The sequence below is a fragment of the Xanthomonas sp. genome, assembly GCF_017163755.1.
Lineage (GTDB): Bacteria > Pseudomonadota > Gammaproteobacteria > Xanthomonadales > Xanthomonadaceae > Xanthomonas_A.
Genome location: NZ_JAFIWC010000003.1, coordinates 104,140 through 116,556, shown reverse-complemented (window position 1 = coordinate 116,556; position 12,417 = coordinate 104,140). Strand labels below are relative to the sequence as shown.

Below are 12,417 nucleotides of genomic sequence, written 5' to 3'. Positions count from 1 at the left end.
TCGGGTGCCACCGGGATATCAGTGATAGTCGTCTTCGCGCTGATGCCGAACCGCCACTACCGTGACGCATTGGCTGTCCTCGACCTCGAACAGCAGCACATAACCGCTGGCGCCAAAGCCGATGACCAACTCGCGCAGAAATGGATCACCCAGACCTGCTTTGCGGCAGCTCAACGGCGCAAGTTCAAGCACGGTGATGCCATCTCGGATGGCCTGCAGCGTACGCTCGGCCACGGTGAAGTCGCCCTGTGCGCGTTGCAGCAGCCAGTCGTAAAGGCGCGAGATGTCTTCGCGCGCCTCCTCCGTGAAGCGGACGGTGAATCCCACGTTGGCCTAGCCCTTTCGGGCCGTATCCAACTGGGACTGCAGCCCAGCCAGCACGTCTTTCGCGTCGATGTAGCGGCCCGACTGCCGGGCGCTATCGCGCGATGCCAGGCCACGCGCGACAAACGCATCCTGCTGTTGCCGCAGCTGCACTTGGGCACGCACGGACTGCTCGACGAAGCTGGACAGGGTTTCGCCCTTTTGCAGCACCGCCTCGGCGGCCTCGCGCAGCGCAGGATCGACACGGAGCGAAGGAAGGGATGCTGATTTCATGCGACACCTCATGCGTTGCAATTGCAACGCATGATGTCAGGCGGCCGTTGTGACTTCAAGTTCGCTGCTATGGCGTAAGCCCAAGCGCAGCCCGCACCGCATCGCACGCCGCGATCAAATCCAGCACCAGCCGCTCGCTCACATCTAGCTCGCCCTCGTACTCGGCGACGTTGCGCTGGTGGTGGCATTTGTCCAGCACCCGCCATACCTCCGGCCCCAGGCCCAAGGTGTGCGGCAACACCTGGAACACGATGTAGCGGTTGTTGGCGCGATAGCCCTTGGCGCGCAGCGCCGCCAGGCATAACGCATGCGCGGCGTTGTAGGCCAGGTCGAAGCGGCTTTCGAGCGCGAGGGACGCGTTCTTGGCATCGTGCAATCGTGCCAGGCCCGATCGGGTCAAGCCTTCCAGCTCGCGCTGGTCGGCCGGCTCGGCGGTGAGTTGCTTGCCCAGGCCGGACAGGTTCTCAAGTGGCGAGGTCATCCATTCCTCCAATCAACCAGATCTTAGGTTGCTGCAGCACCCGCTGCAGGAACGCATTTTCGTCGCGCAGCCGCTTGGCGTAGTCGGCGCGCGTGTACAACGTGGGATTGACCGGGCGGCCCAGCCGCTCTTCCATGCCATCCAGCGCGCGCATCAGGTCGGCATAGCCCAGCGTGTCGGAGATAACCATTAGGTCGATGTCGCTACGCGCAGTATCGCTGCGCTTAGCCACCGAGCCGTAGACGAAGGCGGCCACGATGTCCGCGGCGATGGGCTGCAAGGCCTCGCCGAGCGGGCCGGCAAGGCCGACGGTCTTCTGCACGATGCTGACCAACTCATCATGGATGGGCGAGTGCGGGTTGGCTTGGTAGCGCTTCTGGTTGCCGGTGCGCTGCACCGTGAGCAAGCCGGCGTCGGCCAGCTTGGCCAGTTCGCGCTGCACCGCGCCGGAGCCGGCGCCGGTGGCCGCAATCAGCTCGCTGACACCGAAGTCGCGCTGCGGCTGGCCGTACAGCAGGGCCAGGACGCGTTGCTGGGTGCGGGTGAACAGGGCGTCCGCCAGTCCTGATGGCCGCGTTGCTGGCGCTTGGGGGGTGGCGATCTTTGGGGTGGTGGTGCCGGCGGTCTTCGTACCCATAATGGGCACGTTACTGCCCAATTTGGGTATTTGCAAGGATGGTGGTGGTCGCGCGACCGTCGATCTCGCTTCGTCCTGGGTTTCGCTTGTGCCGGACCCTCACCCCAACCCCTCTCCCGGGGGGAGAGGGGCTTTTGCTTGCTGCGTCGTCACGCTTCTCGGTGCGCCCGCCCTCGCCTGTTTGCCCTCGGGCGGCCGCTGGCGATATGGCTGTGCGCTGTCTAGACCGGCATCAGCTGCCTGAGCTGCGCCTCACTGGGAAAGCCACACACCCGGAAGCGCGGCGGATAGAAATCGGGCTCCTGCTCCATGAGCTCGGCCACCACTGCCACAACCTTGTGCCAGTCCGCGAACACGACGTCCGCATCCGCGTCCGCTTCGCCTTTCAGCGCAACGAACGCGATGCGCTCGGCCCTGGGCAAGGAGGCCTCTACGCCCTGGGTCCACGTGGCCACCGAGAACTGCCGGCCGCTGCCGTCGTTCTCCTCGAACACACGGTAGGAGGCGACGAAGATGTCGTCTTGGTTGGCCTCGTGAATCTTTTCCAGGAATTCCTTCTGCGCGGAATAGGCGGAGGCATCCAGCAGACGGCGCAGGTCGGCCTGGCGGCGCCTGTGCTCGGGCTGCGGCAGCGCGAACGGGACGATCCGGCGATCGTCGTCGTAGGCGAATGCCAGCGAGGAGATGCACCGGCCATTTGCGACCGCTTCCAGGCTCAATTCCAGCATGCCGGCCATCGCCGTTTCGTCGCGGTCGCCCACCACCAGCAGGCAATCGCGCGTGGGCATCATGAACACCGGCCGCCCCTTCACCGGGACGCGCTGTAGCACGTCGGGCAGCAAGGCGCGGCTGGTGTCGTACCCGTCCTGCCAGGCGCCCCGGAAGATGCCGGCCGCAACCTCCACGAAGCGGTCCGGCGTGGCGTCGCGCAGGTTGCCGTGCGCGATGGCCAAGCCTTCCTCGAGCGTGATGCCCCACGCTTCCTTCGGCCCGTGGGTCAGGGTCAAGGTGGAATCGGGGCGGTCGATCGCCAGCAGTTCGACGCAGTCCTCGGCCAGTTCGCGCCAGACGGCGCCAAAGGGAACCTCCCAGCCGTGCTCGCGCACATGGGCCAGGCGCAATTCCTCCAGCATGCCGCGATGGCGCAGCACGGGCATCAACATCGGCCGCACCTGCTCGAAGGTCTTGGACACGTCTTCTTCGCCATGCCCTTCCGCGAATGCCGCGACATAGCTGCGCAGCACCTCGGCCCGCCCTCGGCGGTCGGCCGTGGTGTAGGCGTGATAGGCGTTGTGCAGATTGATGATGCGCCCGCGCGGGTCGGCAAAGCGGAACTCGTCCGGCTGGTAGACCAGTTCGTCCGGATAGCCCCGCTTGCGCAGCGCGTCCAGAAGCAGCTTGGCGAAGGCATCCTGGCTTGGCTTGCGATTGAATACGTTGTTGAACAGCGCCGCGAGCATCGGCGATCCTCCCCTGTTGGATTGCCATCGTTCGTACTGTGTGCAGCGCGCGAAAGCTACCACAGCTTTAGCCGCAGCCCAGGCTTAGTCCCACCGAAATCCCGCTGACGCCAGAAGCGAGGGCGTTGTCTCGACAAGAAGCGCCATCACATCAGGTCAGGACAGGTATGGATCGGTAACGGGAAGCAAGTCTAGATCGACCAGGCTCATTTCCACCTGGTTGGCCTGCTCGATGGCGGCCGGATCGGACAGATCCAGCAGCGGCGTGGAGAGAATCAGCGTGCCCTTTCCCTGGCGCTCCAGCTTGGCCGCGTTTGGCACCTGCTCGGTCGTCAGCGCCTGAGGCACGTAGCCCATCCAGCCGAGGAACTCGCGGTGGGGAAAGGGTGCGCGGTCCACGCTGTAGAGAAGCAATTCGTTGATGACGCGCTGCTTGATGTTGGTTTGTGCGAACCTCGTTCGCGTATCCGACACCAATGCCTTCAACAACGCCCAAACAACATCCACTGGGGGAGAGTAGAGCTTCTCTATCCCACTCACTCCTAGGCGAACGTCCCCGGCGCTTGGCGTGATGGACAGGGAGACTTTCCCGCGCTTGGCCCATTCCTTTTCGCTTCCTGCGTTGGTTAGAAGAACCCCATTGCTTCCTTGTGAGGGAGCCCCAGGAAATTCCTGGTCCATTTGGTCATCTGCCTGGATGCGGGACACGATGGCTTGCCGGTCAGAGAACGAGACAAAAGGATCCTTAGGTCCCGCGGGCACGGCCCACCAGTCGCAAAAATCCTCATGAGTGCTCGCCAACCGCTCAACCCAACCAGCAGCCTCTTCATAAGCCTGCTCAGCCGTAAGCTTCATGGAAGGGAATCGGCATACCATGTGATGTTCATGGAAAACGCCCAAGGATGTAAGGGGCCAATCTGGCCGATGCGGCTGGAATCCCTACTTCCCTGCCCGCTCGGCACCAGTTCGATATCGGCGCTCTATCTGGCCAGCTTCCGAGCCGAGGGGCGCTTGGCAGGTTGTCCCGCCATGCGCTTTTCCAGGTAGTCGCGCATATCGCTCCACGCGATAGCCTTCCCGGACGCGACGATGTCGGCGTAGCGCTGCTCCGCCACGGCGTCGAAGTCGGCGCGACGCTCGGCCAGGTCGGCTTTCTCGGCAATCGCTTCCACAATGAAATTATGCGGCGTGATGCCCTGCCGCTTCGCCGCTGCGGCAACCCGTGCCTTGAGTTCCTCGGGCAGGCGGATGGTGGTGGTGCTCATGAATCCTCCATGCACATTGGGTCCCGGACAAATGTAGTACTTCTGTGCCACAGAATCCGTATCGACAACCCACCACGCAGATACAAGAAAGGCCCCCTTGCGGAGGCCTTTCGAAGCTCGCCTTCGGCCCCGGCTCCTCCCGCGCGCAGGAGAAGGATCGAGGCGCAGGCGGCCTGCTTACGCGAACGGATCCTGCAACACCATGGTGTGGTCGCGGTCCGGGCCGGTGGAGACGATCGCCAGCGGGCAGCCGGCCAGTTCTTCCAGCGCGCGCAGGTAGGCGCGTGCGGCCGGCGGCAGCTCTTCCCACACGGTGATGCCGTGGGTGTTCTCGGTCCAGCCCGGGAATTCCAGGTATACCGGGGTGCACTCTTCCCAGCCCTGCGCGTCCAGCGGGGCGTATTCGGTGCGCTTGCCGCGGTATTCGTAGGCGATACACATCTTCAGCTTCTCCATGCCGTCGAGCACGTCGAGCTTGGTGATGCACAGGCCGGAGATGCCGTTGATGGCCACGGCGCGCTTGAGCGCGACGATGTCGATCCAGCCGCAGCGGCGCGGGCGGCCGGTGGAGGCGCCGTATTCCTGGCCGCGGTCGCGGATGCCCTGGCCCACTTCGTCGTCCAGCTCGGTCGGGAACGGGCCGCCGCCGACGCGGGTGGCATAGGCCTTGGCGATGCCCAGCACGTAGTCGATGTCCGGGGCGCCCACGCCGGTGCCGGCCAGCGCGCCGCCGACGGTGGTGTTGGAGCTGGTCACGTACGGGTAGGTGCCGTGGTCGATGTCCAGCAGCGCGCCCTGGGCGCCTTCGAACAGCACGCGTTTCCCCTGCTTGCGCAGCTCGTGCAGGATGCCGGCCACGTCGGACTTCATCGGCTGCACGTATTCGCCGAAGGCCAGCGCTTCGTCGTAGGTCTTCTGGAAGTCGACCGCTTCCACGCCCAGGTACTTGGTCAGCACGAAGTTGTGGTAGTCCAGCGCGGTGCGCAGCAATTCGGCCAGCTGGTCGGGGTAGTGCAGGTCGGCGATGCGGATGCCGCGGCGCGCCACCTTGTCCTCGTACGCCGGGCCGATGCCGCGGCCGGTGGTGCCGATGGCCTTGCCGCCGGCGGCCTTTTCGCGGGCCTGGTCCAGGGCGATGTGGTACGGCATGATCAGCGGCGCGGCCGGGGAGATCTTCAGCCGCGAGCGCACTTCCACGCCGTTGCCTTCCAGCTCGCCGATTTCCTTCTGCAGCGCGGCGGGGCTGATGACCACGCCGTTGCCGATCAGGCACAGCGCGCCTTCGCGCAGGATGCCCGACGGGATCAGGTGCAGGACGGTCTTCTTGCCGTTGATGACCAGGGTATGGCCGGCGTTGTGGCCGCCCTGGAAGCGGACGACCGCACCGATTTCCTCGGTGAGCAGGTCGACGATCTTGCCCTTGCCTTCATCGCCCCACTGGGCACCGAGCACGACTACTGACTGACCCATGGCTGGGTAACTCCTGGTTTGTGCGCGCGGCCATCGGGGCCGCACGGATTGGTGGCCATGCACGGGCGGATGCCGGCGCCGGCGCGGCCGCTCCATCGGGGAGCGTCCAGGCGGCGACAGGCCCTTACACGGAAAAAGCCGGTCGGAGCGCTCGCATGGAGCGGGCCCGGCCGGCTTTTGTGCATTATCCGGGTTTTGGGTGATGGTCACCACCCCCACGGGCGCCGCGTTCAGGCGCGGTGCTTGCGCGCCGCGGCCGCGCCTCGGGAATGCCTCGTCGGGACTGAAGTCCCTCCTACAGGAACATGCGCGCGGACATCGCTGGTCGCGTCAGCCGCGCTTCTGCTCTTCCGGGTCCCCGGTCCCCGGTCCCTGGTCCCTGGTCCCCAGCCCGGCCTCAATGCCTGACGATCCACAACGCCAGCAACCCCAGCACCAGCGTCACCGCGCCGAACACGCGCACCTGGCGGGTGGGCAGCGACAGCAGCTGCACGGCCATGCGCCGCCAGGCATCGGGCGCCACCAGCAGCACCAGCCCTTCCAGCACCGCGATCAGGCACAAGGCCGCAAACAGATCCCGCATCGATGTCTCCACGAAGGCGTTGGGAAGGCGTCGCCGCAGCGCACCGGCGGTCGCGTACGCCGCGGGTGCGCAGCGTACGCATGGGTCATTGCGATTGCGACCGCCGGCTGCTGCAGATGCAGCGGCAAGGCGGCGGGGTCCGTTGCGGCGGGGTCGGGGCTAAAGCCCCTCCTACATGCAGCTGATGGCATCGCGAGCCCGGCAGGAGCGGACTCCGGCAGCTCTGGTCTGTGGACCGCCGCTCACGAAGCGCTGCAGCGCGCAGGCTTCGAAATGCAGGCATCACGACCCGGCACTACCGGCGGGATGGCACGGCCCCAGCAAAGAAGCCCAGCCATCCTGGATACCGGCAAAACTCGGGCAGCAACGTCAACCTCACCTTCGCCCGATTAGCCAGCGCCTATAGGGCGCCGGCTTTTCCGGGTCCCCGGTCCCCGGTCCCTGGTCCCGGCTCCCTCAACGATCACTCTTCAAGTACTGCAAGAACGGATCGTCCTTGTCCAGCACGATCACGCTGTTGCCGTCGGCCATCGCGCCGCGATAGGCCTCCAGGCTGCGGTAGAACGCGTAGAACGACGGGTCGGCCGAGCCGGCCTTGCCGTAGATCGACGCGGCCTCGGCATCGCCCTGGCCGCGCAAGCGCTGCGCGTCGCGCTCGGCCTCGGCCACCAGCACGGTGCTCTCGCGGTCGGCCTGGGCGCGGATGGTCAGCGCCTGCTCCTCGCCCTCGGCGCGCAGCTTGCTGGCTTCCTGCTTGCGCTGGGCGCGCATGCGCTCGTACACGTCGGTGATCACCTGGCTGTCGGTCGGCAGGTCGATCTGCTTGATGCGCAGGTCGGTGATCTGCATGCCCAGGGTCTTGCTGGCGGCGTTGATCGCCACCAGCTGGTTGGCGATCAGTTCGCTGCGGTCGCCGGACACCAGCTGCTGCAGGGTGCGCGCGTTGATCTGGTTGCGCAGCGAGTCGGTGATGATCGGCGCCAGGCGCGCATTGGCCACCTTCTCGTCGCCGCCGGTGGCGCGGTAGAACGCGCGCACGTCGGAGATGTAGCCGATGGCGAAGAAGTCGACGCTCACGTCCTTCTGCTCGGCGGTGAAGTAGCGCGCCGGCGCGGTGTCCAGCACCTGGAAGCGGCGGTCGAACACCCGCACCGACTCCACCAGCGGCACCTTGAAGTGCAGGCCCGGCTTGATGTCGGCGCGGACCACGCGGCCCAGGTTGAGCACCATCGCGGTCTGGTCCTCGCGCACCACGTACACCGAGCCGAACAGCGCGAACAGCGCGATCACCAGCACGCCTATCCACAGGGAATTCTTCATGGTTGCACCTCCTCACGGCCGGTCGGTCGCGGCGCGCGCTCCGAATTGCGGATGTTCTCGGGCGAGCTGGACAGCTGCGGCATCACCACGTCCTGCGGCAGCGTGGGCAGCCCGCTTCCGGTGGGGGATGCGGCGGCGCCCTTGCTGCCGTCGGCCGGCATCGGCACGTAGATCAGCTGGCGGCCGTCGCCACCGATCACCTTGCGGTTGTCGGCCAGCACCGACTGCACGGTCTCCAGCCACAGCCGCTTGCGGGTGACCTCCGGCGCGTTCTGGTACTGCTGCTGCAGCAGGCTGAAGCGTTCGGCGTCGCCCTGCGCGCGGGCGATGGACGCTTCCTTGTAGCCCTCGGCCACGGTGCGGGTGCGCGCGGCCTGGCCGCGGGCTTCCGGCACTACCTTGGCGGCATAGGCCTGGGCTTCGTTGATCAGCCGTTCCTTGACCTGCTGGGCGCCGTTGACTTCGTCGAAGGCCGGCTTGACCTCTTCCGGCGGACGCGCGTCGGGCAGGGTCAGGCCGGTGACGGTCAGGCCGGTGCGGTAGGCGGTGAGCGAGGCCTGCAGCCGCTCCTTGGCGGCGGTGGCCATCGGCCCGCGGTTGTTCAGCACCACGTTGAGGTCGGCGCGGCCGACCTGCTCGCGCACCGCGCTCTGCGCGGCCTGCTCCAGCACCTGGTCGGCGTTGCGCGAGCCGAACACGTAGGTGCGCGGGTCGTCGATGCGGTACTGCACGTTGAGCGAGACGCTGACGATGTTCTCGTCGCGGGTCAGCACCGGCACCTGGTTGCTGAAGGTCTTGATCTCGGTGGCGTTGACCTTGCGCACCGATTCGATCGGCCACGGCAGCTTGAAGTTGGGGCCGGGCTGCAGGATGCGCGAGAACTGGCCGAAGCGCAGCACCACGCCGCGCTGCTGTTCGCCGATCAGCTGGAAGCTGCTGAACAGCAGCAGCAGCACCACCGCCACCGCGATCCAGCGGCCGATGTTGCCGTCGCCGTTGAACAGGTCCTTCAGCGGGCCCGGCAGGCCGCCCCAGCCGCCGCCATTGCCGCCGCGGGGCTTCCAGGGATTGCGCCCGCTATTGTCCGGGCCGTCTGTGCCCTTGCCGCCGGGTGTGTTCCAGGCCATGCATGCTCCGATAAGAAGGTGGGGCCGCGGTCGCCCGCGCCGGTCACCGAAAGTGAGTCGCCGATTCTACAAGATGGGGCAGATCCGACGTTTCGAAAGGGCTATCTTGGTGCATTCCTTCGCAGCGACCAAGGTTTTGCCATGCCGACCCCCGCCCAGTTCCCCGTTTTCCGCATCCACCAGGACGATGCAGGCTACCGCAGCGGCGTGGAGCCGGTGTCGCTGGACCAGCTCAGTCCCGGCGAGGTGGTGGTCCGCGGGGCGTGGTCGTCGGTGAACTTCAAGGACGCGCTGGCCGGCACCGGCCAGGGCAAGATCCTGCGCCGCTTCCCGCTGGTGGGCGGCATCGACGTGGCCGGGCACGTGGTGGCCTCGAGCGACCCGGCGTTCAAGGAGGGCGACGCGGTGCTGGTCACCGGCTGCGGCCTCAGCGAGACCTGCGACGGCGGCTACGGCGCCTATGCGCGGCTGGAGGCGAAGTGGGTGGTGCCGCTGCCGGCCGGGCTGAGCCTGCGCGAGAGCATGGTGCTGGGCACTGCCGGCTTCACCGCGGCGCTGGCGCTGCTGCGCCTGCTCGACAACCGGCAGACCCCGGCGCACGGCCCGCTGTGCGTGACCGGCGCCACCGGCGGGGTCGGCTCGCTGGCGATCGACATCTTCAGCCGCGCCGGCTTCGAGGTGCACGCGGTCAGCGGCAAGGCCGACCGCGCCGAGCACCTGAAGGCGCTGGGCGCCAGCCAGGTGCTGGGCCGCGACGCGCTGCAGACCCGGCGGCCGCTGGAGTCGGTGCGTTTCGGCGGCGGCCTGGACAACGTCGGCGGGGCGATGCTGACCAGCCTGCTGGCGCAGACCGCCCCGTACGGCAACGTGGCCAGCGCCGGCCTGGCCGCCACCCCGGAGCTGGACATGACGGTGATGCCGTTCATCCTGCGCGGGGTGTCGCTGCTGGGCATCGGCTCGGCCGGCACCGCCCGCGACCTGCGCGACCTGATCTGGCAGCGCCTGGGCAGCGACTGGAAGCCGCGCCACCTGGAGGCGATCTGCACCCGCGAGGTGGGCCTGGACGGACTGCCGGAGGTGTTCGCGACGATGCTCGCCGGGCAGTCGTTCGGGCGCACCGTGGTGCGCCTGGACACGGCGGCGTAGACGCCGCCGGGGGACTGTGACGCGGGGCGCTTTCCGAGCACGCGCCGCTGCCACTACACTCCGGGCAACCAAGGGGGAAACATGGCGCGCATCCTGATCGTCGACGACTCGCCGTCGCAGCTGCTGGGCATCCAGCGCATCGTCGAGAAGCTGGGCCACGAAACGATCACCGCCACCGACGGCGCCGCCGGCGTGGAAGCGGCCAAGGCGGCGCTGCCGGACCTGGTGCTGATGGACGTGGTGATGCCCAACCTCAACGGCTTCCAGGCCACCCGCACCCTGCGCCGCGAGCCGAGCACGCAGAACATCCCGGTGATCCTGGTCACCACCAAAGACCAGGACACCGACCGCATGTGGGGCATGCGCCAGGGCGCGCGCGCCTACATCACCAAGCCGTTCTCCGAGGACGAACTGTCCGAGGTCATCGAGCGGGTGTTCAGCGGCGAGGAAGCGCCGAAGGTGTGAAGCGGGGACCGGGGACCGGGGACCGGGGACCGGGGACCGGGGACCGGGGACCGGGGACCGCAAGATGGTGTCCGAGCAATATTTGCCGTCAAGTACTTTGATACAAAAGGGCCGCTTTTTTTAGAAAAAGCGGCCCTTTTTGCAACTCCAGTCGATCGCTTTTTTCTGTAGGAGGGGCTTCAGCCCCGACGCGTCACCGGTAAGGTGTCGGGGCTGAAGCCCGTCCTACAGAAAGCAAAAATGCGGCGCACTCGCGACCATCCCCCGGGTCCCCGGTCCCTGGTCCCTGGTCCCGGCCTCCAATCACACCGCCCCACCAAACGCCTTGGCCAACCCCCGATACGCCTTGCGCTGCGCCTCGGTCTCCGGGGCCGGCGCCAGCACTTCCAGTTCCACGATCTGGTCGCCGGCCGGGGTGCCGGGCAGGCCGCGGCCGCGCAGGCGCAGCTTGCGCCCGGCGTCCGAGTCCGGCGGGATCTTCAGCTCGACCTCGCCGCCCAGCGTCGGCACGCTGATGCTGGTGCCCAGCGCCGCCTGCCACGGCATCACCTGCAGCGTGTACAGGATGTTGCGTCCGTCCACCTCGAACTGCGGGTGCGCGGCGTATTCGATCTCCAGCAGCAGGTTGCTGCCGCCGTTGCCCTGCCCGCTCAGCCGGATCACCTGCCCGGGGCGCACGCCCTTGGGCACGCGCACGTCCAGTTGCTTGCCGTTGATGGTGATGCGCACGCTGTCGCCGCTGTAGACGGTCTCCAGCGGCACCGCCAGCTTGGCGCGGGTATCGCCGCGCGGCGCCGCGCCCGGGCCCGGCCCGCCGCCCTGCCGCGCGCGCTGCTGGCGCGCGAACAGGCTCTCGAAGAAATCGCTGAAGCCGCCGCCGGCGCCGCCGTTGCCGAACACTTCCTCGAAGTCGTAGCCCTGCGCGCCGCCGTAGTTGGGCGGGGCGTGGAACTCCTCGCCGGGGCGGTAGCCCTGCGCGCGCAGCTGGTCGTAGGCGGCGCGCTTGGACGGGTCGCGCAGCGCCTCGTAGGCTTCGTTGATGGCCTTGAACCTGTCCTCGGCGCCGGCTTCCTTGCTGACGTCGGGATGGTATTTGCGCGCCAGCCGGCGGTACGCGGTCTTGATCTCCGCCTCGCCCGCGCTGGGCTCCACGCCCAGGGTCGCGTAGTAATCCTTGAATTCCATCCATCACCTCAAAAAGAGTCGGCCCGCCGCCTTGCGGCAACGGGCCGGTTGCATGCTGTCAACCATCGGCCCGCCCATTCTAGCGGCGGGCCGTGATGGCGCGGCGCCGCCGCAGCGGCGCCGATGCGGGAACGGCGCGTTACTGCACCGATTCCGTCCCGACCTGGATCCGCCGCGGCGTGCTCGCCGGACGCTTGGGGATGCGCACTTCCAGCACCCCGTGGCGGCCGCTGGCCGAGATCTGCTCCGGGTCGGCGCTGTCGGGCAGCGCGAAGCGGCGGTGGAAGCTGCCGTAGCGGCGTTCCACCCGCGAGAAGCGCTCGCTGTCGGTGGTCGATTCGCTCTTGCGCTCGCCCTTGATCGACAGGATGCCCTTGTCCATCGACACCTCGATGTCGGCCGGGTCGATGCCCGGCAGGTCGGCGAACAGCACGAAGCGCTCGGGCTCTTCCTTGATGTCCACGCGCGGCACCCATTGCGCGGTGACGACGGCCGACTCGTCGGTGTCGCCGCCCTGGTCGAAGAACCGGTCGAACAGCTGCTTCATCTCGTTCTGGAACGCGGCCTGAGCCGGCCACTGGCGGTAACGTACGATGCTCATCGTGGTCTCCTGGAAACGTGGTCTTGGTAGTTGGGGTCTGGTCCGCGGCGGCGGGCCGCGCCCGTCGCCATGGCTGCCAG

The 12,417-nt window shown here is 67.4% G+C and carries 15 protein-coding genes; 2 read left to right on the top strand and 13 right to left on the bottom strand.

Features of this window, described 5'->3' with window-relative positions; genetic code table 11:
* Positions 1 to 18: 18 nt before the first annotated feature.
* The 11 genes from JR065_RS03290 to hflK form a co-directional block, all read right to left on the bottom strand.
* Entirely contained in the window at positions 19 to 327 is a 309-nt protein-coding gene (locus JR065_RS03290; protein ID WP_206232075.1) for a type II toxin-antitoxin system RelE/ParE family toxin, read from the bottom strand.
* Positions 328 to 333: 6 nt separating this feature from the next.
* Positions 334 to 597: a YlcI/YnfO family protein gene (locus JR065_RS03285; RefSeq protein WP_039007274.1), complete on the bottom strand. Its 264-nt coding sequence runs from the start codon at positions 595 to 597 to the stop codon at positions 334 to 336.
* A 67-nt stretch (positions 598 to 664) separates the two neighbouring features.
* Positions 665 to 1,078 carry a hypothetical protein gene (locus JR065_RS03280; protein ID WP_206232073.1) on the bottom strand — a complete coding sequence of 138 codons (414 nt, stop codon included), beginning with the start codon at positions 1,076 to 1,078 and terminating at the stop codon, positions 665 to 667.
* Complete coding sequence (locus JR065_RS03275; protein ID WP_206232071.1) at positions 1,062 to 1,715, bottom strand: MarR family transcriptional regulator; 654 nt, start codon at positions 1,713 to 1,715, stop codon at positions 1,062 to 1,064. Before JR065_RS03275 ends, JR065_RS03280 begins: the two co-directional genes overlap by 17 nt.
* A gap of 221 nt (positions 1,716 to 1,936) precedes the next feature.
* Positions 1,937 to 3,175: a hypothetical protein gene (locus JR065_RS03270; protein ID WP_206232069.1), complete on the bottom strand. Its 1,239-nt coding sequence runs from the start codon at positions 3,173 to 3,175 to the stop codon at positions 1,937 to 1,939.
* A gap of 156 nt (positions 3,176 to 3,331) precedes the next feature.
* Positions 3,332 to 4,030, bottom strand: a complete 699-nt coding sequence (locus tag JR065_RS03265) for an Imm52 family immunity protein (RefSeq protein ID WP_206232066.1) — start codon at positions 4,028 to 4,030, stop codon at positions 3,332 to 3,334.
* Positions 4,031 to 4,155: 125 nt separating this feature from the next.
* Positions 4,156 to 4,440, bottom strand: coding sequence for a CopG family transcriptional regulator (locus tag JR065_RS03260; RefSeq protein WP_206232064.1), 285 nt, complete (start codon positions 4,438 to 4,440; stop codon positions 4,156 to 4,158).
* 177 nt (positions 4,441 to 4,617) lie between these two features.
* On the bottom strand, positions 4,618 to 5,910 hold the full coding sequence (locus JR065_RS03255) for an adenylosuccinate synthase (RefSeq protein ID WP_206232062.1): 1,293 nt from the start codon (positions 5,908 to 5,910) through the stop codon (positions 4,618 to 4,620).
* 397 nt (positions 5,911 to 6,307) lie between these two features.
* Complete coding sequence (locus JR065_RS03250) at positions 6,308 to 6,493, bottom strand: DUF2065 family protein (RefSeq protein ID WP_241093341.1); 186 nt, start codon at positions 6,491 to 6,493, stop codon at positions 6,308 to 6,310.
* Positions 6,494 to 6,949: 456 nt separating this feature from the next.
* Entirely contained in the window at positions 6,950 to 7,813 is an 864-nt protein-coding gene (gene hflC / locus JR065_RS03245; RefSeq protein WP_206232058.1) for a protease modulator HflC, read from the bottom strand.
* Entirely contained in the window at positions 7,810 to 8,940 is a 1,131-nt protein-coding gene (hflK, locus tag JR065_RS03240; RefSeq protein WP_206232056.1) for an FtsH protease activity modulator HflK, read from the bottom strand. Before hflK ends, hflC begins: the two co-directional genes overlap by 4 nt.
* 141 nt (positions 8,941 to 9,081) lie before the next feature.
* Between hflK and JR065_RS03235 the strand changes: the two genes are divergently transcribed.
* A complete protein-coding gene (locus JR065_RS03235) occupies positions 9,082 to 10,086 on the top strand; it encodes an acryloyl-CoA reductase (RefSeq protein WP_206232054.1) in 1,005 nt (334 codons plus the stop codon).
* 81 nt (positions 10,087 to 10,167) lie between these two features.
* Positions 10,168 to 10,551, top strand: coding sequence for a twitching motility response regulator PilH (pilH, locus tag JR065_RS03230; protein WP_206232052.1), 384 nt, complete (start codon positions 10,168 to 10,170; stop codon positions 10,549 to 10,551).
* Positions 10,552 to 10,854: 303 nt separating this feature from the next.
* Here the strand turns inward: pilH and JR065_RS03225 are convergent, their stop codons facing one another.
* Together JR065_RS03225 and JR065_RS03220 are read right to left on the bottom strand one after the other, a co-directional pair.
* Complete coding sequence (locus JR065_RS03225; protein ID WP_206232050.1) at positions 10,855 to 11,736, bottom strand: DnaJ C-terminal domain-containing protein; 882 nt, start codon at positions 11,734 to 11,736, stop codon at positions 10,855 to 10,857.
* Positions 11,737 to 11,875: 139 nt separating this feature from the next.
* On the bottom strand, positions 11,876 to 12,337 hold the full coding sequence (locus tag JR065_RS03220; protein WP_206232048.1) for an Hsp20/alpha crystallin family protein: 462 nt from the start codon (positions 12,335 to 12,337) through the stop codon (positions 11,876 to 11,878).
* Positions 12,338 to 12,417 lie beyond the last annotated feature (80 nt).

Coding starts and splice junctions, on each gene's coding strand:
- JR065_RS03285 (WP_039007274.1), bottom strand. CDS start 597: ATGAAATCAGCATCCCTTCCTTCGCTCCGTGTCGATCCTGCGCTGCGC.
- JR065_RS03280 (WP_206232073.1), bottom strand. CDS start 1,078: ATGACCTCGCCACTTGAGAACCTGTCCGGCCTGGGCAAGCAACTCACC.
- JR065_RS03275 (WP_206232071.1), bottom strand. CDS start 1,715: ATGGGTACGAAGACCGCCGGCACCACCACCCCAAAGATCGCCACCCCC.
- JR065_RS03270 (WP_206232069.1), bottom strand. CDS start 3,175: ATGCTCGCGGCGCTGTTCAACAACGTATTCAATCGCAAGCCAAGCCAG.
- JR065_RS03265 (WP_206232066.1), bottom strand. CDS start 4,030: ATGAAGCTTACGGCTGAGCAGGCTTATGAAGAGGCTGCTGGTTGGGTT.
- JR065_RS03260 (WP_206232064.1), bottom strand. CDS start 4,440: ATGAGCACCACCACCATCCGCCTGCCCGAGGAACTCAAGGCACGGGTT.
- JR065_RS03255 (WP_206232062.1), bottom strand. CDS start 5,910: ATGGGTCAGTCAGTAGTCGTGCTCGGTGCCCAGTGGGGCGATGAAGGC.
- JR065_RS03250 (WP_241093341.1), bottom strand. CDS start 6,493: ATGCGGGATCTGTTTGCGGCCTTGTGCCTGATCGCGGTGCTGGAAGGG.
- hflC (WP_206232058.1), bottom strand. CDS start 7,813: ATGAAGAATTCCCTGTGGATAGGCGTGCTGGTGATCGCGCTGTTCGCG.
- hflK (WP_206232056.1), bottom strand. CDS start 8,940: ATGGCCTGGAACACACCCGGCGGCAAGGGCACAGACGGCCCGGACAAT.
- JR065_RS03235 (WP_206232054.1), top strand. CDS start 9,082: ATGCCGACCCCCGCCCAGTTCCCCGTTTTCCGCATCCACCAGGACGAT.
- pilH (WP_206232052.1), top strand. CDS start 10,168: ATGGCGCGCATCCTGATCGTCGACGACTCGCCGTCGCAGCTGCTGGGC.
- JR065_RS03225 (WP_206232050.1), bottom strand. CDS start 11,736: ATGGAATTCAAGGATTACTACGCGACCCTGGGCGTGGAGCCCAGCGCG.
- JR065_RS03220 (WP_206232048.1), bottom strand. CDS start 12,337: ATGAGCATCGTACGTTACCGCCAGTGGCCGGCTCAGGCCGCGTTCCAG.